This window comes from Bradyrhizobium sp., assembly GCF_035273305.1.
Lineage (GTDB): Bacteria > Pseudomonadota > Alphaproteobacteria > Rhizobiales > Xanthobacteraceae > Bradyrhizobium.
The window spans coordinates 1-16,588 of sequence record NZ_DATEPI010000045.1; the positions used below are offsets into that span (position 1 = coordinate 1).

Below are 16,588 nucleotides of genomic sequence, written 5' to 3' on the forward strand. Positions count from 1 at the left end.
CGGGTGGGGGAGCTTGCGCGAAGGAATCGGCCCCGACCCGTCACATCGTTCGCGCCGCTCACGATGTGCCCTCTCTCCCCACGAAAGGGGATAACAAACCCAACTCGCCCGCAACCCACCGCAACACCCCAACCCACCTCCATTCTTACCAACCAGCGCCCGGAAATGACCGCAGACCCCACCAACCAACTATCCGCGCTGATCAGCGACATCCATGACGCCGCGCTGGAGCGCTCGCGCTGGAGCGAGGTGGTCGGCCAAGCCGCGCGCTTCGTGGGCGGGCGCGCGGCGGCGATCTTTTCCAAGAGCGCGATCGCCGGCAATGGCGATGTCCAGTACGAGTTCGGCACCGATCCCTATTATCGCCAACTCTATTTCGAGAAATACGTCCGGCTCGACCCGGCCACCGCCGGGCATCACTTCGCCGAAATAGGCGAGCCCATGGCGGTCGAAGATCTCATGCCGTACCCTGAGTTCACGCAAACGCAGTTCTACCAGGAGTGGGCGCGGCCGCAGGGCATCGTCGATTTCGTTTCCGCGGTGCTGGACAGATCGCCTGATGGCGCGGCGATGTTCGGCGTGTTTCGCTATGAAGGTGACGGCATGGCCGACAGTGAGACCCGCCGGCGCATGCGTCTTGTGGTGCCGCACATTCGCCGCGCGGTCATCGTCGGCCGATTGTTCGAGCTGAAAGCCGCCGGCACCGCGGCGCTCGAGGCGTTGGATGCATTCCGCGCCGGAGTATGCCTGCTCGATTCCAGCGGAAAAATCGTTCACGCCAACGCCGCCTGCGAGGCCATTCTCGCCGCTGACGATTTTCTCTCGGCGGCCGGCGGACGGCTGGTCGCGAAAGATTTCAAAGTCGACCAGGCGTTGCGCGACCTGCTCGCCGCCGTGGCAGCCGAGCCGGAGAACCGCGCCGCCAACGCCGACCTGCCGCTGCGCGCGCAGGACGGCACGCGCCATGTCATGCACGTGCTGCCGCTGGCATCGGCCGCGCGCGACCTTGTCGGCACCGCCGCATCGGTGGCGTTGTTCATCCGTAAGGCCGCGATCGAAATCCCCGCCTCGCCGGATATAATTGCGCAGGCTTACCGACTGACGCCAACCGAATTGCGCGTGCTGCTGGGCATCGTCGAGATCGGTGGCATCAGCGACGTGGCCGCGGCGCTTTCTATCGGGGAAACCACCATCAAGACGCATCTCAGCCGGCTCTTCGTCAAGACCGGCGCGCGCCGGCAGGCGGAGCTCATCAAGGTCGTCGCGGGATTTGCGACGCCATTTGCGAGCGAGGCCGCGCGTGCCTGATCCGATTGGGTTGCCGGCCACTGAAAAATTGTTGCAAGCGCCGCATGCGAGCTCCCGCATCGACGCGCCGCGAACGCCGCCTCGCGCGGCGTTCGGTTATGCCTGCGGGCTGGTGATGGCGTTCGGAGCTTCGATCTCGTTCGCCGCCGCCCGCGCCGGTGTGCTCGCCGGCCTAACCGCCGATGACATGATCTTCGGGCGCTTTGTGGTGGCCGGCATCGCGATGCTGCCGCTGCTGATCTACTGGGGCCTGCCGGGCCTTGCGGGAATTGGCTGGCTGCGTGGGCTTGCGCTGCTCCTGACCGGTGGTCCGTTATTCGCGATCCTGCAGACGGCGGGCTATTCGTTTGCGCCGCTGGCACATGGCGGGGTGATCGCGCCGTCAACAGTGACGATCGTCAGCACGTTTGCTGCCGGATTTGTCTTGAGCGAAGCGCTGACGCGCTCGCACCTGGTAGGTGCGGGCCTGGTGCTGGGCGGCATCGTCTTGATTAGTTGGCAGGGCGTTTTCGATTCCGCGCCCGGCGAACGGGCGTGGATCGGCGATGCGCTGTTCATGCTCTCGAGCATTCTGTGGGCGGGCTTTACGCTTCTCATCAGGGTCTGGCGCATCGACGCGGTGCGCGCGACAGCCGTGGTCGCCGTGCTCTCGCTATGCGTGGTGGTGCCGATCTATCTCGGTTATCGCGGTCCGGCGCGTCTGGGGGCCGTGCCGGGATCAGCCTTTGTGTTTCAGGCGCTGCTGCAGGGCCTGTTGCAGTCGGTCATCACCATCATGGCGTTCAGCCGCGCGGTCGCCATTCTCGGTGTTAGCCGCGCCGTGCTGTTTCCCGCGATCGTGCCTGCGATTTCCGTTCTGATCGGCATTCCCGCGCTCGGCGAGATCCCGACCGCGTTGCAGATCGCCGGTGTTGTCGTCGTCAGCACCGGCATGCTGGTGGCGGTCGGCGCGGCGGGTCAGGGAGAAAGAGGGCAGAAGGTGCGAGACAACGTGGATGGCCGGGATAAGCCAGTACAAGCCCGCTCATGACGAGGAAGGACCGCTCTACCGCAGCGCGTCGGAGGTCAGCTTGAACTTCTGGATGCGTTTGCCGGTGTCGACCTCCGCCGTGAAGACGTTGCCTTTCGCATCGACGGCCATGGCGTGGATCCAGTGAAATTGCCCGGCGTTGCGGCCGTTGTGACCGAAGCTGCCGACGACCGTACCGTCGTCGCGCCGGAGCACGCGGACCTCATTGTTCTCACCATCGGCGCTCAACAGGTACGTCTGATTCGGATCGGGCCAGATCGCGATATCCCAGACCGCGCCATTGCCGAGCGTGTTCTTTTCGAAGAACCACTCCTTTACAAAGGTACCGTCCTTCTTGAACACCTGGATACGATTATTGATGCGATCGCAGACATAGACGAGACCATCATTGGCGATCTTGACGCAATGAACGGGATTGGCGAATTGCTGCGGCGGCGGCGCCTTGGGATCGTAGGGCGGCTGCTTGTCATCGCTCGGAGGCTTGCCGTAGGCGCCCCAGTGCCGTTTGTAAGCGCCGGTGGTGGCGTCAAACACGATGACGCGGTGATTGCCGTAGCCGTCGGCGACGTAGATTTCATTGGCGTCCTTGTCGATCGCGGTCTCGGCGGGCTTGCCGAGTTGCGTGGTGTCGTTGCTGCCCTTGCTCGGCGCGATCTTGCCGATCTGCATCACGAACTTGCCGTCGAGGGTAAACTTCAGGATCGCGTTGTCGTTGTCGGCATTGCCGCCGATCCAGACAAAACCCTTCTCGTCGACTTCGATGCCGTGCTCGCGCCCGACCCAGTCGTAGCCTTCGCCCGGGCCGCCCCAGGCGCGCAACAGGTTGCCGTCGACATCGAACTCCAGCACCGGTGGCGCGGAAACGCAGCACTTCGAACGCGGTGGCGTCAGTGCCGCGCCTTTCTCGTCGTCGGTCAGCGAGCGCGGCCGGTGGATCACCCAGACGTGGCCCTGCCAGTCAACCGTGATGCCACCGACCTGCCCGAGGATCCAGTTGTTCGGCAACGGCTTCGGCCAGGATGCATCGACCGCAAAGGTCGGGATGTCGCCGGCCCGCGCGATACAGGTCAGCGCGGGAGCCACAAGCACGAGGATGGCCGGCAAAATGCAGCGGGCGAGCAAAGCGGCAAAATTCCCGCCAGCACGTGCGGCGGCACGCGCGGCTTCACCGCGATCTTGAATCGCCCTCATCTGTATCCTCCCGTTTCTCGTTCGCGGATGTTCCCGCCTGTGAGCGCAAGTCAATCGCGACGACGTTCCGGAGTCAATTGAGTGGGGGGACGTATCATAACTGCTCAGCAAGTTATGGGCCGTGAACGTCCATCTGCGTCGTCCCTGCGAAAGCAGGGACCCATACGCCGTGACGGTGACAATTGAATCGAGACGTTCGTTCTTATTTTCTTTTCAAGCAATGCAGACTCGTGGTTATCGGTCCCTGCTTTCGCAGGGACGACGAGGCCATGACGAACCTAACTGTATCAGCGAGACGTCGCTGCTTTCTCAGGGACGACGAAGCGTGAGTGAAGCCTTACCCCGGTCCCCGGAAACTCAACAGCGTGCGGCTCTTGTATTCGAACAGCTTGCCGGTTTCGCTCCAGGCCGGCGCGCACATCGGTACGATGAATTTGGCTGCCTGCTCGGGCGCATCGAGAGTCATGGGGTCTTCGCCCGGAAATACGCTGGCGCGCATCCTCGTTCGGATCGGCCCGGGATCGAACAAGTTGACCCGGATCGCGGTCGTCGCGGTTTCCTGCGCCCAGGCGCGCGCCAATGTCTCCAACGCGGCTTTCGATGCGGCGTAGGGAGCGAGATACGCGCTGGCGTTGCTGGCGGCGGCCGAGGTGACGAATACCGCGCGGCCGGCGTCGGATCGCTTAAGCAGCGGCTCCATGCATCTGATGAGCTGGAAATTCGCGGTGACGTTCACGGCGATTACGTCGTTCCAGGCTTTCAGGTCGATGTGCCCGAGCGGAGAGGAGGGGCCGGCGACGCCGGCATTGCCGACGAGAATGTCGAGTTTGCCGTGGCGCTCGTGCAGGGCCGCGCCGAGTCGGGCGATGCCATCGGAATCGGTGAGGTTGAGCGGTACCAATGTCGCGCTGCCGCCGGCCTGGCGAATCTCGTCATCGAGTTCTTCGAGTCCCGCTTGTGTGCGTGCCACCGCGACGATATGGGCGCCCGTGTTGGCCAACGCGCGCGCGGTGGCATAGCCGATACCGCGCGAGGCGCCGGTCACCAGAGCAATGCGGGAGGCAAGGGGACTTGTCATGGAAACAACTCTGTTCGCGTGGTCGCCCGCGCAAGCAGCAACCCATACGCGTGGCGGTTATGATGAGGAGGGCACTTGTCTTATGTTTTATTGCAACGAGGGTGGGCTGGGTTGTAGGTCGCGCAAAGCTCTTTTGCATCCCTCGCGCTTGTGGAAAGGGGGGCACACGCGAGCAGAGCGAACGATGTGCCAGGTGGCGGCTCCTTCCGGAAGCGGCAGGTGTTTGTGAAAACGCCGTTCGTTGCCAATCCCATCCGACCGGCCTTCAGCCAGCCACCCTCCACCAGGAGGTCCCGCCTTGGGCTGAACAACAAGGCAGCAGAACTAACTCGCCTCGGCCAGCAACGACAACTGCCGTGGCGGTGCCTCGGCCTGGGTTTGGTCGGTGAGATGCGTCGGATAAGCCCCGGTAAAACAATGATCCGAGAATTTTGGGTTGACGGGATCGCGTCCGGGTTCGCCCATCGCGCGATACATGCCGTCGATCGAAAGGAACGCCAGCGAGTCTGCACCGATGATGTCGCGCATCTCCTCCAGATTGTGCGTCGCTGCCAACAGGCCGCCGCGGTCCGGCAGGTCGATGCCGTAATAGTCCGGGTGAATGATCGGTGGCGAAGCAAGCCGGAAATGCACCTCGCGGGCGCCAGCGTCACGCATCATGCGAACAATCTTCTTCGAGGTGGTGCCGCGCACCAGCGAGTCATCGATCAGGATGATGCGCTTGCCTTCGATCGCCGCGCGATTGGCATTGTGCTTCATGCGCACGCCGAGTTCGCGCACGCTTTGGGTCGGCTGAATGAAGGTGCGGCCGACATAGTGGTTTCGGATGATGCCGAGTTCGAACGGTACCCCCGAGTACTGGCTGTAGCCGACGGCGGCGGGAACGCCGGAGTCCGGCACCGGCACCACGACATCGACGTCGACGTGGCTTTCGCGCGCGAGCTGCGCGCCGAAGGCTTTGCGGACTTCATACACGGAGCGGCCACCAACGATCGAATCCGGTCGCGAGAAGTAGATGTATTCGAAGATGCAGGGACGCGGCGGCTTTGGCGGAAACGGCTTGTGAGTTTGTGCGCCGCGTTCGTCGAACACGATGATTTCGCCGGGTTCGACGTCACGGACATATTTGGCGCCGATGATATCGAGTGCGCAGGTTTCCGAGGCCAGGATCGGGCAGCCGTCGAGTTCGCCGAGCACCAGCGGACGAATGCCGAGCGGATCGCGAGCGCCGATCAGCTTCTTGTTGGTCAGCGACACCAGCGAATAGGCGCCCTCGATTGCGCGCAACGCCTCGATGAAACGGTCGATGAATCGATTACGCTTCGATTGCGCGACCAGGTGCAGGATCACTTCAGTATCTGTGGTGGATTGCATCATGGCGCCGTTGCGAACCAATTCGCGGCGCAGGGTGAGGCCGTTGGTGAGATTGCCGTTGTGGCCGACGGCGAAGCCACCGGCATTGAGTTCGGCAAAAAGCGGCTGGACGTTTCGCAGGATGGTTGCGCCGGTCGTGGAGTAGCGGACATGGCCGATAGCAGCGTTGCCGGGCAGGCGTTCGATTACCTCGCGTCGGGAAAAGGTATCGCCGACCAGGCCGAGGCGTCTTTCGCTGTGAAAGCGGGTGCCGTCAAACGAGACGATGCCGGCGGCCTCCTGGCCGCGATGCTGCAACGCGTGCAGTCCGAGAGCGGTAATCGCGGCGGCTTCGGGGTGGCCAAAGATCCCGAAAACTCCGCATTCCTCGCGGAGCGTATCGCCCTCCAGATCCGGATCCCGGTCATATTCGGCGTATTGTTCGGCGTCGTCGGAAGGGCTCTGTATCTCGTCCATCGCGCCTCTCTTTTGGCCTATATTAACGTGCTGCGGGCTTCTCGATCAGCTTTTTCAAGCTGTCGCGCGCAGGCCGGCTGTAGCCATCGCCGGAACCCGGCTCGCTGTCAGTCTGCTCATCGTCTGGTTTATTCTTCTTGAATCTCTTTAAAATGGTGTTCTCGGGGTCATCCGGCAAGAGCGACATCAGCCAATCCCCGGTTCCCTGCAGCACAACCCGGGATTTTGCCCCGGTCACCCAGTCCGGCCGCTGCTTGTCCGGGACCAGCCAACTGAAGAAAAGGAAGGCCACCACCACGATCAGGAGACCCCGCCCCAGCCCGAACAGGAAGCCCAGGGTGCGGTCGAGCGCGCCAATGCGGGAATCCAGGATCATATCGGAAATCCGCACTGTGATGATCGACACCACGATCAGGGTGCCGATGAAAGTGCCGGCAACCACGACCACGCTCGCGACGGTATCGTTGTTGAAATACCCCTTGGCGGTCGGAAGCAGTTTGGAGAAGGCGTATAGGGTCACCAGCGCGGCCGCAGCCCAAGCCGCAATGGACAGTATTTCGCGCATGAAGCCGCGCACCATCGCAAGCAGGCCCGAAATCAACATCACAGCCAGCAGGACGAGATCGAGTATCGTTATCGGCATCGGCTGGTCAGGTCCGCCCGTAGGTTCGAAACCGCGAATCGGTGTATCGGCGCCGCCCCTAGTGAGGAATATATCGCCCCTTCTGCAAGGCCGGTCATCGGGTCACCCCTCCACGCGCGGGTGGTATAGCGGCGAGGACGGGGAAGGTCACGCCCGCCTAGCCGTCCTGACGCCGGAATCTCGCAGGTGTGGCATTTTTCTCTGCTTCGCGATTTCCTCGGGGATTACCGCGGGCGGCGATGTCCGCGACCAGACTGGTCAAACCGCCGACCGTGTTAAGCGACAGGCCCGCATCCGCGGCACCTTCACTGCGGGCCTGTTCGGGCAGTATCGCGCGGCCGAAGCCGAGCTTGGCGGCTTCCTTCAGTCGCGCCGAGGTCTGCGCCACCGGCCGGACCGCCCCGGACAACGAAATTTCGCCGAAATAGACGGCGTCCGTGGCCAACGGCGCGTTCACCAGCGAGGACACCAGCGCGGCGGCTGCCGCAAGGTCGGCCGCGGGCTCCTGTATCCTCAAGCCGCCTGCGACGTTCAAATAGACGTCATGGCCGGAGAGTTTCACGCCGCAATGAGCCTCGAGCACCGCGAGCACCATGGAGAGCCGGCTCGGGTCCCAGCCGACCACCGCGCGGCGCGGGGTACCGAGCGAGGTCGGCGCCACCAGCGCCTGCAACTCCACCAGCACCGGACGGGTGCCTTCGATTCCTGCAAACACCGCGGTGCCCGGGCTGCCGAGATCGCGTTCGGACAGGAACAATTCGGAGGGATTGGAAACTTCGCGCAGGCCGAGTCCGGTCATCTCGAACACGCCGATCTCATCGGTGGGGCCGAAGCGGTTCTTGACCGCGCGCAGGATGCGGAACTGCTGCGAACCTTCGCCCTCGAACGACAATACCGCGTCGACCATATGTTCGACCACGCGGGGCCCCGCGATCTGGCCGTCCTTGGTCACGTGTCCGACGAGAATGATGGCGGCTCCACTTTTCTTGGCAAACCTGATCAGCGCCTGCGCGGAGGCGCGCACCTGCGTCACCGTGCCGGGCGCCGATTCGACCGTGTCGGTCCACATGGTTTGAATGGAATCGATCACGATCAATCGCGGTACCGCCCCTTGCGACAGCGTGGAGACGATGTCCTCAACCGAAGTTTCCGCGGCAAGCTGAACCGGCGCGTCGGCAAGTCCCAGGCGTTCGGCGCGCAGCCGCACCTGCGCAACGGCTTCTTCGCCGGAAATATAGACCGCGCGATGTCCGGCGCGCGCGAGCAGGCTGGTGGCCTGTGTCAAAAGCGTCGATTTGCCAATTCCGGGATCGCCGCCGACCAGCAGCACAGAGCCGCGGACAAAACCGCCGCCGGTGACGCGATCGAGTTCGGCCATTCCCGACGGCAGGCGAGGGGCGTCCTGGCTCTTTCCGGTCAGGCTCTCCAGAGTGAACAGCCGGCCCTTGCGCTTGCTCCGGATCGAGACCGGCATGCTGGTGGTGCCGGTCGTGTCTTCCTCGACCAGCGTATTCCATTCGTCGCACGACTCACATTTTCCCTGCCAGCGGTTAAAAGCCGCGCCGCAGTTCTGGCAGATAAAGGAAAGTGATGATTTGGCCATCAGGAGTTGAGTCGCTGTTGATGCAAGACCCACCCCATAGCATGGAAAGGCCGGCCGCAATCGGAACGATGGGGCTTTGCAGCGATTGGTTCGGGTTCATCGCCCTCGCGCGGCCGGGGTGCTTGCGATCATCAAGCAGGCGTAAAATGCAAAACTCGCCGCTCACCGGGAATTCGAGTCGGTCAATTCTTCTGACCCATTGCCATGAGATAGTTCCGGACACGCGAGAAACCAAAACAAGACCGGATTGTTAAAGGATGACCCAGCTGGAGAAAACGCTCATGCGCACCGTTGTTTTTGCCGCCATATTGCTCGGCTCCACAAGCCTGCAGCCCTTGTTGGCTCAGGACCAGTCCAACCAGTCCCAGTCCAACCAGTCCCAATCGAGCCGGCCCCAGACCGTCCCCGTGCAGCCTGAGCGCACGCCCCAGCAGTCGGAGCAGTCTCGCGAGCAAGACCGCGACCGCGCTGAAGACGTTCGTGTCGGTCGCGACTGGCGAGCGGAGGAGCGTGGCGCGGACCGGATGGATCGCATGGGCCGAAACGAGGATCGGCGGATGCACGAGAGCATGGGTGAGATGGACCGCGACCGCACGGTTGGCCGCAATTGGCGAATGCGTCCCGATGAAGAACGCGCGGACCGCGACAGTTACGATAGGGGCTATTACAACGAGGACCGCGCTCGGCGTCGCATAAAAATCTGCTACGAGTATCGAGACGGCGACGAGTATTGCCGCTACAGGGATTGACGGAAAATCGCGCCGAGTACGTCAGCGATGGTTCATCGCGCGCTTTCGTTGGATTGGAATATTCGACGGTAGTGTGAACGGATGTCGCTGTCGCATTCACATCCCCATGCCCTTACCTGTTCGAGATCGACGATGTGAATACGTCCTCGCCTGTAGGTCATCATCCCGGATTTCTGCAGATCGCCTGCTACTTCCGTTACGCTGGTCCGACGAACGCCCATCATCTGCGCCAGAAATTCCTGGGTTAGCTCGAGATCGGGGCCGGCGAGTTCGTGCATCCTCAAGAGCCATTTGCAGGTGCGGGCCTGAATGCTGTGAACCGCGTTGCAGGCCGCTGTTTGCTGCACCTGTGATACAAAGAACTGCTCGTACTTGACCAACAATCCCCTGAACGCCGGAAGCTCATTGGCAGCGACGCGAATGCGGTCGGATGATATCACCGATGCCTTGCCCGTGACCTGCATGACAACGTGATTGAGCGACACTTTATCGTCGAGCGCCTGGCTCGCGCCGAATTCGCCGTCATTGCCGATCATGCCGGTTTCGATCGCGCCGCCTCCGACAAGCTCGACGACGCAGGAGATGATACCTGAATGGGGGAAATAGACCTTTTCGATTCGTTGGTGAGTTTCGGCGAGCACCTCCTGGTGGCGTATCTCGACCGTCGTAAGGTGCGGCTCTATCTGGGCCAGGATGGTCGGTTCGAGTCGATTGAGTAAAAAGTTTTTTCGGTGTGGCATGGCCGTACTCCTTAGCCTGCAGGCGGGAGTACAACACTCTCAGCCACCGACGCCTACGGATGGAGCCGAGCCGGTGATGCCCGAAGGCTGCGCTCCAAGGAGGACAACCGCAAGTTAATTCACGGTTCCCTTCGTCTGCTGTCGCGCGATGTGCGCCCACGCCGGTGCGCGAAGCGACGTGCTGCATCGCGAGACTATGTCAGCACGATCCAGACGGGGGCGTGGTCGCTGGCGCCTTCATCAGATCGCACGTTGCGGTCGACACCACCTTTGACTAAACGGGGCGAAAGCGCAGGGCTGAGCAGGATATGGTCAAGCCGCAGACCGGCGTCGCGAGGCCACCGGTTTCGCTTGTAGTCCCAGAACGTGAACATCGGTTTCGAGGGATGCAGCATGCGGATCGCGTCGCACCAGCCTTGCGCCACCAGTGATTTGAACGCGGCGCGGCTCTTTGGCTGGATCAGCGCATCCTTGTCCCAGGATTTCGTCGGATAAATATCAAGCGCGGTGGGCGCTACGTTGAAGTCGCCCGCAAGCACCACCGGCAGATCCCGTTTGATGAATTTCGCTGTGTGCGACTTGAGTCGTCTGAACCAGTCGAGCTTGTAGTCGAATTTCGGGCCGGGCTGCGGGTTCCCGTTCGGCAGGTAGATGCTGCTGACGATGATGCCGTTGACGGCCGCTTCGATATAGCGCGCCTCGTGATCGTCGCGATCACCGGGCAATTCGGTCCGGATCAGCACGGGATCGGCATTGCGCGCCAGGATGGCGACTCCGTTCCAGGTTTTTTGGCCGCGCCAGACTCCGCCATAGCCAGCCTTGTTGATTGCTGAAATCGGAAAATCGTCGTCAGGAGATTTCAGTTCTTGCAGCGTAACGACATCCGGTTTTGCGGCATGAAGCCACTGCAGCAGATTCGGCAGGCGCCGGTTGACATTGTTGATGTTGAATGTCGCGATTTTCATCCTGACAGACGTCAGGCCGGTGTCGCGGCTGCAAGTTCAGTTGGAGCCGGGCCGCCTTTGTAGATGCGCGCGTAACGCCGCCCGAGGCTAGTGAGGACTTCATAGCCGATGGTGCCAAAATGATGCGCGAGTTCGTCCACCGTGATGCCCTCGCCAATGAGAGTAACCATATGGCCTCGCCGCGCGGCGTTCTTTTCAACATCGGTGATGTCGATGCCCATTAAGTCCATCGAGATCCGGCCCGCGATCGGGCAACGTCTCCCGCAGACTACGACCTCAGCTCCGCGTGTGCCATCGCTACTGCCGCCGGCGCGGAAATAGCCGTCAGCATAACCGGCGGAGACGATGGCCAGTCTGGTGGCGCGGCGCGCGGTCCACGTCGCGCCATAGCCAACGGCCTCGCCCTTGTCGACGTTGCGGATGTGCAGGATGCGCGCTTTCAAATCGACGACCGGCTGCATCGGGTTATCAGCTTCAGGGGTCGGATTGATGCCGTACAGGCCGGCGCCAGGGCGCACCAGATCGAACTGAAATTGCGGTCCCAGAAAAATGCCTGATGAATTCGCGAGCGAGGCGGGCACGCCTGAGAACAGGCTCGCGATTTCGCGGAAATTCGCGAGCTGCCGGGCGTTGAGCGGATTGTGGAGCGCTTCGGCGCAAGCGAGATGGCTCATGACGAGCGTAATGCCGTGGTCGCCCGCATTGATTCTCGGAACGATTCCTTGCGCCTCGGAAATCGACAGGCCAAGCCGATTCATCCCGGTGTCGATATGAATGGCAGCACCGCCCTGCCAACCGGAACGCCTGCAGAACACGTCCCATTCGGCGAGTTCGTTGAGATCGCCGATTACGGGCTTGGCATCGAGCTTCGCATAGACATCGCCACAATTTTGCAAGAAACCATCGAGCACATAGATAGCCGCAGAGGGCAGGGCGCCACGCGCGACGCGCGCTTCATCGAGCGTCGCGACAAAGAAAGTTTTGCAGCCGGCCGCAGCCAGCGCCCGCGCGACCGGATCGGCTCCGCAGCCATACGCGTCCGCCTTGATCACTGCGGCGCATTCGGCCGGTACGGCAGTCTTCTCGAGCTTGCGCCAGTTCGCGACGATGGCATCGAGATCGACCGTGAGAATCCCGGTGGCGGACGCCAGCCTCGCGGCCTGATTGGCCTCAGGCGAAAGTACGGCGCCGATCGCTTTCGGGTCGGAAACGATGTTCATGCGATACTTTACGCGGGCGCTCGGAGCGGTTCAACCTTGCAAGCTCGTCAGTAGGTTCGCTCCGGTAGATGGCTATCCACCGTCAAATCGCTGAAGCGGGTAAACTGGCCTTCGAATTGCAGTTCTACCGTGCCGGTCGGGCCGTGACGTTGTTTGCCGATAATGACTTCAGCCTTGCCGTGCACAAGTGACATGTCGAGCTGCCATTTTTCGTATTCCGGCGTTCCGACGCGTGGTTCCTTGTTCGCGAGATAATATTCCTCGCGATAGACAAATATCACGACGTCCGCGTCCTGCTCGATCGAGCCGGATTCACGCAAGTCGGAAAGTTGCGGACGCTTGTCGTCTCGGCTTTCCACCTGGCGCGACAGCTGCGAAAGCGCGATGATGGGGACGTTCAATTCCTTGGCGAGCGCTTTCAGACTGGTGGTGATCTCGGTCACTTCCTGCACCCGGTTGTCGGTGCCGCGCTTGCCCGAACCCTGCAGCAACTGGATGTAGTCGACCACGATCAGGTCGAGACCCTTCTGGCGTTTGAGGCGACGGGCGCGCGCGGTGAGCTGGGATATTGAAAGACCGCCGGTTTCATCGACATAGAGCGGCAGCGACTGCAGTTCGATCGAATAATCGCGAATCTTCTCGAAGTCGGTCTCGCTGATGCCGCCTCGGCGAATGGTGCTGGAGGCGATACTCGTTTGCTCCGCGAGAATACGGGTAGCGAGCTGCTCGGCCGACATTTCGCAGGAGAAGAAGCCGACCACGCCTCCGTTGATTGATTTCATCGTGCCGTCCGCCTGGACCTCCGCGCGATGAGCTTTGGCAACATTGTAGGCGATGTTCGTTGCGAGTGCGGTCTTCCCCATGCCGGGGCGCCCTGCCACGATGATCAAGTCCGAGGGCTGCAGGCCGCCCATCTTGGTGTCGAGGTCGCGCAACCCTGTGGCGATGCCGGACAGTTTGCCGTCGCGCTGGAACGCTTTGGCCGCCATATCGACCGCGACCGTCAGCGCCTGGGCGAAGCGCTGGAAGCCGCCGTCATAGCGACCGGCTTCAGCCAGCTCATAAAGGCGACGCTCGGCATCCTCAATCTGTGCCCGCGGCGCAAAATCCACCGGCGCATCGAAGGCGACGTTCACCATGTCCTCGCCGATCCGAATCAGATCGCGGCGCAGGGACAGTTCGTAGATCGTTCGCCCATAGTCCTGGGCGTTGATGATGGTTGTCGCTTCGGCAGCGAGCCGGGCCAGATATTGTCCGACCGTCATCCCGCCGATGTCAGTCTCGGCCGGAAGGAACGTCTTCAGCGTGACCGGGGTCGCTATCTTGCCCATCCGAATCAGGCTACCGGCGGTCTCGTAGATCGTCTGATGAATGGGTTCGAAGAAGTGTTTCGGCTCCAGAAAGTCCGAGACCCTGTAGAATGCGTCGTTATTGACCAGAATGGCGCCGAGCAGAGCCTGTTCAGCCTCTATATTGTGCGGTGCGCTCCGATAGGCCGGCGCGCCGGCATCGGGGGTAAGCTTGAGGACTTTCGAATCAAGTAAGGCCATGTGCTCGAGTGTTCGTGGAACTGAGGCGGATGCGCGGCTTGGATAAAGCGCTGGTCCAGCCGCTAGCGGAAGCGGCAAGAGGCCTTATGCCCGATTCACACAATCCTCACCTGAAATTCCGCTCCAGGCCAGGCGTTGGCGCTTGACGAAGGTCCCGCCGGCGCGCCCCGGGCTCCGGGATGAACCTTTCGATTCCCTGCATGTACCAATCGCAAGAAACACAGGCTTACTCGCGGAACGACTTGCGGGTCTACGGATTGGTAGCGGCGCGGTTTGGCAGGGAAGGGCGATGTCGCAGCAAATTCCGTCACTGCAATCGAAAGACAGTGAGAAAGCGTGGCTTTCGGCGCTGGTCGACGCGATGGAGGAGCTGTCGCGTTCTGGATCTGGCGAGAAATGCGACGACAGGACAGTATTGGATGCCGTAAGCGCCCAACTCGCGCGGCCCGCACCGGCATACCTCTGCAATACCTCGACCTCTACTCGCCTGCGATCTGCAGTCTAGGCCTCTGGCCGCGCTCGATGCCACGCAGCTTCGCTTCTTCACGGAAGATGTAATCGCGGGTCATCGGCACCACGCCTTGGCGTTTGGTCAGCTGGACCTGAAAATTCATCATGTTCTGCTTGCGGAAGGACATTTCCGAGCACGCTAGGTAAAACTCCCACATCCTGGCGAAACGCTCGTCGTAAAGCTGAACCGCCTCCTCGCGGCGCGCCAGGAAGCGCTCGCGCCAGGCCTTGAGGGTTTCGGCATAGTGCAGCCGCAGAATCTCAACATCGCATACCAGAAGCCCGGCGCGCTCGATCGCGGGCATTACTTCTGAAAGCGCGGGGATATACCCGCCTGGGAATATGTATTTGGCAATCCAGGGATTGGTGGCGTCGGGCCCTTCCGAGCGGCCGATTGAGTGTAGCATCATCACGCCGTCTTCGGTGAGAAGTTCAGCGCAGCGCCGGAAGTACGTCTCGTAGAAGTCCACCCCGACATGTTCAAACATGCCGACCGAAACGATTCGGTCGAATTGACCGGTCACGTCGCGATAATCCTCAAGCAAAAACTTCGCCGACCGCGACAGGTTTTTCTCTGCGGCGCGCGCGTTGGAGACCTGAAATTGTTCATTCGAAAGCGTGACGCCAGTGACGTTGGCTCCGGTGATTTCCGCGAGGTACAGGCTGAGCCCACCCCAACCAGAGCCGATGTCGAGGACGCGATCTCCTCGATTGATCAATAGTTTGGCTGCGAGATGACGTTTTTTGGCGAGTTGGGCGTCGTCGAGCGTCGCATCCGGAGACTCAAAATAGGCGCAGCTGTACTGCTTGTCGGCATCCAGAAAGAGCGAATAGAGCCGTCCGTCGAGATCGTAGTGACGAGCGACATTATCTTTCGCGCGGCTGCGCGGATTGAACTGGCTGACATGCCTGACGAGATATCGAAGCCACCATTGCACCTTGGCCCAGGGAGGCAATATCTCCGGCTGATCCATCAGGATCGCCAGCGCGTCCGCAATCGAGCCATTCTCGACTACGAAGGTGCCTTCCATATAGACTTCGCCTAGCGCAAGTTCCGGGTTGAGCAGAACCCTGCGCTCGGCGTCGGCGGTGAGAAACCGAACGGAGACCGGCTCACCGGTGCCGTCGCCGCAGGTGAAGGTTGTTCCGCCCGCCGTTGTAAACGTCATCGTGCCGCGGCGGATGAATTTAGTCAGGAAGTAACGCAACAAACGGTCCATCGAAACCACCAATTGAGCGATCCCGCAAAGGCAAACGTCCCGCCGTCCTTCCGACGCACAGGAGTATTACAGAGTTCCCGCATGCCTCGGTTTCATCATAGGGACGATGGAACCGTCGCGCTAGTGTGTTGCGGGGACAACAGATATTCCTGAATCTCGCGTTCACGCAGTTGCGCGATAAGTGCGCTTCCATTCGCGGCACAATCGGATAAAAGGTGACCGCCGAAGGTGTCCGGCTCGGGGAAACTGGAAGCTAATTCCGCATCTGGAGAATCAGGAATGTTGAGCCGAACGCTCAGTTTAGCGACGGTAACGCTTCTGATCGGCGGTTTTCTGGCAGCCCCGGCGCCGGCGCAGAATCAAAACCTTGAAGCGGGCAAGAGCCCGTCTCAGATCTTTGCCGGCACTTGCACGGCCTGTCATAAAGGTCCGCGAGGGCTGTTACGGACCGTATCGCCCGGCTCCCTACCGGGGTTTTTGCGACAGCATTACACCACCAGCCCGGACATGGCTTCGCTACTTGCCGGCTTCCTCGTCTCGAATGGCGCGGCCGATAGCCGTCGCCTCGCCGACCAGCCGAAGTCCGGTAAACCCAATCGCGACGAAATAGGTGAACCTGGACGCCTGGGGCATGGCGGCAGGCGATCGGTCCGATCGGAAGAGCCGCGAGCGGCCGAAAGCCAGACTCCGGCGCAGGTCTCAAACGAGCGCGGCACCCCCAAACAGAAGCTCAGCAAGCGCGCCAAGCCGGCCGCGGAAGAGGCTCCAAAAACCGAGACTGCCAAACCCGATAGCGCCAAGGAAGAACCGACGAAAACCGAGGCCAGCCAAGGCGACGCGCCCAAGAGCGAAACAGCCAACGAAGCCGCCAAATCCGAAGGCGACAAGTCGCAAGGCAATGCTGACAACAACCAGGCCGAGGGCAACAAATCTGACGCTGCCGAGCGTCAG

At 61.6% G+C, this 16,588-nt stretch carries 13 protein-coding genes and 1 pseudogene; 4 read left to right on the forward strand and 10 right to left on the reverse strand.

Going from position 1 to position 16,588, the window contains the following annotated elements:
* Positions 1-165 precede the first annotated feature (165 nt).
* Both VJV58_RS03140 and VJV58_RS03145 read left to right on the forward strand, forming a co-directional pair.
* Positions 166-1,308: a helix-turn-helix transcriptional regulator gene (locus VJV58_RS03140; protein WP_324135885.1), complete on the forward strand. Its 1,143-nt coding sequence runs from the start codon at positions 166-168 to the stop codon at positions 1,306-1,308.
* Positions 1,301-2,338: a DMT family transporter gene (locus VJV58_RS03145; RefSeq protein ID WP_324135886.1), complete on the forward strand. Its 1,038-nt coding sequence runs from the start codon at positions 1,301-1,303 to the stop codon at positions 2,336-2,338. The genes VJV58_RS03140 and VJV58_RS03145 overlap by 8 nt, the downstream gene beginning before the upstream one ends.
* Positions 2,339-2,353: 15 nt before the next feature.
* On the opposite strand, the gene VJV58_RS03150 is transcribed toward VJV58_RS03145, so the two are convergent.
* The 5 genes from VJV58_RS03150 to radA form a co-directional block, all read right to left on the reverse strand.
* Entirely contained in the window at positions 2,354-3,529 is a 1,176-nt protein-coding gene (locus VJV58_RS03150; RefSeq protein WP_324135887.1) for a hypothetical protein, read from the reverse strand.
* A gap of 337 nt (positions 3,530-3,866) precedes the next feature.
* The gene (locus VJV58_RS03155) at positions 3,867-4,607 is read right to left on the reverse strand and encodes an SDR family NAD(P)-dependent oxidoreductase (protein ID WP_324135888.1); all 741 of its coding nucleotides are present in this window, start codon (positions 4,605-4,607) and stop codon (positions 3,867-3,869) included.
* A 324-nt stretch (positions 4,608-4,931) separates the two neighbouring features.
* Positions 4,932-6,437, reverse strand: coding sequence for an amidophosphoribosyltransferase (gene purF / locus VJV58_RS03160; protein ID WP_324135889.1), 1,506 nt, complete (start codon positions 6,435-6,437; stop codon positions 4,932-4,934).
* A gap of 22 nt (positions 6,438-6,459) precedes the next feature.
* Positions 6,460-7,080, reverse strand: coding sequence for a CvpA family protein (locus tag VJV58_RS03165; protein ID WP_324135890.1), 621 nt, complete (start codon positions 7,078-7,080; stop codon positions 6,460-6,462).
* A 157-nt stretch (positions 7,081-7,237) separates the two neighbouring features.
* Positions 7,238-8,683, reverse strand: a complete 1,446-nt coding sequence (gene radA / locus VJV58_RS03170) for a DNA repair protein RadA (protein ID WP_324135891.1) — start codon at positions 8,681-8,683, stop codon at positions 7,238-7,240.
* Positions 8,684-8,964: 281 nt separating this feature from the next.
* Here radA and VJV58_RS03175 point away from each other — a divergent pair, with 281 nt between their 5' ends.
* Positions 8,965-9,432, forward strand: a complete 468-nt coding sequence (locus tag VJV58_RS03175) for a hypothetical protein (protein WP_324135892.1) — start codon at positions 8,965-8,967, stop codon at positions 9,430-9,432.
* Between the two features lie 32 nt (positions 9,433-9,464).
* Here the strand turns inward: VJV58_RS03175 and VJV58_RS03180 are convergent, their stop codons facing one another.
* The 5 genes from VJV58_RS03180 to VJV58_RS03200 all read right to left on the reverse strand — a co-directional run bounded on the left by VJV58_RS03180 (position 9,465) and on the right by VJV58_RS03200 (position 15,637).
* A complete protein-coding gene (locus tag VJV58_RS03180; RefSeq protein WP_324135894.1) occupies positions 9,465-10,172 on the reverse strand; it encodes a Crp/Fnr family transcriptional regulator in 708 nt (235 codons plus the stop codon).
* A gap of 194 nt (positions 10,173-10,366) precedes the next feature.
* Positions 10,367-11,137: an exodeoxyribonuclease III gene (gene xth, locus VJV58_RS03185; protein WP_324135895.1), complete on the reverse strand. Its 771-nt coding sequence runs from the start codon at positions 11,135-11,137 to the stop codon at positions 10,367-10,369.
* 11 nt (positions 11,138-11,148) lie between these two features.
* Positions 11,149-12,357 carry an alanine racemase gene (gene alr / locus VJV58_RS03190; protein ID WP_324135896.1) on the reverse strand — a complete coding sequence of 403 codons (1,209 nt, stop codon included), beginning with the start codon at positions 12,355-12,357 and terminating at the stop codon, positions 11,149-11,151.
* A 47-nt stretch (positions 12,358-12,404) separates the two neighbouring features.
* Positions 12,405-13,907, reverse strand: coding sequence for a replicative DNA helicase (locus tag VJV58_RS03195; RefSeq protein ID WP_324135897.1), 1,503 nt, complete (start codon positions 13,905-13,907; stop codon positions 12,405-12,407).
* A 479-nt stretch (positions 13,908-14,386) separates the two neighbouring features.
* Positions 14,387-15,637, reverse strand: coding sequence for a cyclopropane-fatty-acyl-phospholipid synthase family protein (locus tag VJV58_RS03200; protein ID WP_324135898.1), 1,251 nt, complete (start codon positions 15,635-15,637; stop codon positions 14,387-14,389).
* Between the two features lie 279 nt (positions 15,638-15,916).
* Here VJV58_RS03200 and VJV58_RS03205 point away from each other — a divergent pair.
* Positions 15,917-16,588, forward strand: a pseudogene (locus tag VJV58_RS03205) (hypothetical protein); the annotation flags it as partial.

Bases quoted from the DNA above. Each gene is read 5' to 3' on its own strand.
- VJV58_RS03175 (WP_324135892.1), top strand. From the start codon at position 8,965: ATGCGCACCGTTGTTTTTGCCGCCATATTGCTCGGCTCCACAAGCCTG.
- VJV58_RS03150 (WP_324135887.1), bottom strand. From the start codon at position 3,529: ATGAGGGCGATTCAAGATCGCGGTGAAGCCGCGCGTGCCGCCGCACGT.
- alr (WP_324135896.1), bottom strand. From the start codon at position 12,357: ATGAACATCGTTTCCGACCCGAAAGCGATCGGCGCCGTACTTTCGCCT.
- VJV58_RS03200 (WP_324135898.1), bottom strand. From the start codon at position 15,637: ATGGACCGTTTGTTGCGTTACTTCCTGACTAAATTCATCCGCCGCGGC.
- VJV58_RS03195 (WP_324135897.1), bottom strand. From the start codon at position 13,907: ATGGCCTTACTTGATTCGAAAGTCCTCAAGCTTACCCCCGATGCCGGC.
- purF (WP_324135889.1), bottom strand. From the start codon at position 6,437: ATGGACGAGATACAGAGCCCTTCCGACGACGCCGAACAATACGCCGAA.
- radA (WP_324135891.1), bottom strand. From the start codon at position 8,683: ATGGCCAAATCATCACTTTCCTTTATCTGCCAGAACTGCGGCGCGGCT.
- VJV58_RS03140 (WP_324135885.1), top strand. From the start codon at position 166: ATGACCGCAGACCCCACCAACCAACTATCCGCGCTGATCAGCGACATC.
- VJV58_RS03165 (WP_324135890.1), bottom strand. From the start codon at position 7,080: ATGCCGATAACGATACTCGATCTCGTCCTGCTGGCTGTGATGTTGATT.
- VJV58_RS03180 (WP_324135894.1), bottom strand. From the start codon at position 10,172: ATGCCACACCGAAAAAACTTTTTACTCAATCGACTCGAACCGACCATC.
- VJV58_RS03155 (WP_324135888.1), bottom strand. From the start codon at position 4,607: ATGACAAGTCCCCTTGCCTCCCGCATTGCTCTGGTGACCGGCGCCTCG.
- xth (WP_324135895.1), bottom strand. From the start codon at position 11,137: ATGAAAATCGCGACATTCAACATCAACAATGTCAACCGGCGCCTGCCG.